Genomic DNA, 2,006 nt, shown 5'->3' on the forward strand with positions numbered 1-2,006 from the left:
CATAATCGTACCCTTGGTCTGCAGATCCAGCCCGGCAATCGCCCCCAACAAGGTGGTCTTGCCGCAGCCGGACGGGCCAAGGAAACAAATGAATTCACCTTCTTTGATTTCAAGAGAGATGTCCTTGAGTGCCAGAAAGCTGCCGAACGCTTTCCACAAATTCTGGATGCTGAGATACAGTTCACCGGGTGGTGTTTTCTGAAGCACGGGAGAGGTCCTCACATCTGCACCTCGGGCACGACCGATCCTGGCTGGTGCGCGCCGGGTGAGTTGGTTGTGTTGGTGGGAACAAGAGAGTGGCGGGCAGGAGAGGCACAAAAGCCCCTCCTGCCAATGGAATTATTTCGCTTCAGACTTTCCGTCATAGCGAGACTGCCATTCCTTCAGGATTGCCGCGCGATTGTTGGCGGCATACTCGAAATCATTGTTGATCATCGCATCCAGAAGACCTTCTGGGAAGTGTTCAACCGGTTTTGCAACGCCGGGATACGCCACGACCGCATAGCCGGTATTGTACATCTCGTTGGCCTCTTTGGTGACGGTGAAGTCCACCAGCTTCTGCGCGGCTTCCAGATTTGCGGTACCGGCCACAATCGCGGTTGCTTCCATGTCCCAGCCGACGCCTTCCGAAGGCACAATGATTTCCAGCGGTGCGCCATCAGCTTTGGACTTCGCCCCACGGAACGCAAAAGAGATACCAATCGGGATCTCACCCGCCGCCGCCAGTTTGCAAGGCTTCGAGCCGGAATGGGTGTAGCGCGCAATATTCTCGTGCAGCGCATCCATGTATTCCCAGCCACCTTCTTCGCCAAACATTTGAAGCCAGCTGGACACATCAAGGAACCCCGTGCCAGACGAATTCGGGTTCGGCATGATCACCTGATCCTTGTACATCGGATCAGTCAGGTCCTTCCACGAAGTGGGCGGCTTCAACCCGGCCTTTTCCGCCTCAACCGTGTTGTAGCAAACCGAGGCAACCCAGGCGTCCATGCCAACCCAGGCAGGCGGGTTGTCACCATCGACGAATTTCGCATCCAGCTTGTCTACGCCAACCGGGGCATAAGGCTCCAGCATCCCTTCGGATTTCAACAGCAGCAGAGAGGTCGCCGCCAACCCCCAGACCACATCCGCCTGTGGGTTGTCCCGTTCAGCCAGCAGTTTCGCGGTGATGATCCCCGTCGAGTCCCGGACCCAGTTGATCTTGATATCAGGGTTACTCTGGTTGAACGTCTCTGCATACCTCGCCAGATCCTCCGCCTCGACAGCGGTGTAAACTGTCAGTTCCGTCTCCGATGCCGCAACCGTCGCAGTCAGTAAACCGACCGCCAATGCCGAATAAAATGATGTCGTCCGTTTCATGGTTTTCCTCTGTTGGTTGATCATTCTTGTTGGGTGCCTTCTTTTGCGAGGCGCTTTGGGTGAAGTGAAGCCAGTGACCGCCAATTTGACAGAATTGCACCCTCATAATGTGCAGTTAACTGCAAACTGTCGGGGCGATACCTTTCTATTTCAGGTTACCATAACCAGTCCGCACAGGACATTCCGTTATTAGCACTGCCGCCCCTCCGAAACCATCCTTACACCGAGACGAAACCTCTGACTCAAGGGCGGTATGGAGCGACAAAAACGGTCTATATTCGTGATAATTTGTGCTCCATTCTGGGTTTATTTTGGTAAAATGTATCAATTCGTTTGCCCGGTCAAGAAAAAGCAACAAAAAGCCACACGATCGCAAATCGTTCTAACTTTGGGGCACAGGCAGTGCACTGGAGGAGTTTCATCCAATCGAAAAACCGCTGAATTGCGCCGGGTTCTCTGGAAGCTTCGATCCCTGGATAGGGTGAGGCCAAGGTAAAAAACAGCAAACAAACATTCTTTTGGAGCCCACAAACTTGCGGCGGGAGCCGGACAACCAAGAGTGGTAAAATTCTGGTGCGAACCTTTTCAGTGCAGGAAACGTTCATGACTATTCGCACATGCCCTTCACCTTGATGAACATCTGGCCC

At 53.6% G+C, this 2,006-nt stretch carries 3 protein-coding genes; all 3 read right to left on the bottom strand.

Features of this window, described 5'->3' with window-relative positions; all coding sequences use genetic code 11:
• Positions 1 to 207 (bottom strand): ATP-binding cassette domain-containing protein (locus ACR0C6_RS21020; protein WP_480621035.1); only part of this gene is annotated, 207 nt, incomplete at its 3' end.
• Between the two features lie 132 nt (positions 208 to 339).
• Positions 340 to 1,359, bottom strand: coding sequence for a putative 2-aminoethylphosphonate ABC transporter substrate-binding protein (locus ACR0C6_RS21025; protein WP_480484969.1), 1,020 nt, complete (start codon positions 1,357 to 1,359; stop codon positions 340 to 342).
• 341 nt (positions 1,360 to 1,700) lie between these two features.
• The coding region (locus ACR0C6_RS21030) for a hypothetical protein (protein ID WP_480621037.1) at positions 1,701 to 2,006 on the bottom strand (306 nt) is incomplete at its 5' end.

It is taken from the genome of Ruegeria sp. AL12, from assembly GCF_056540885.1.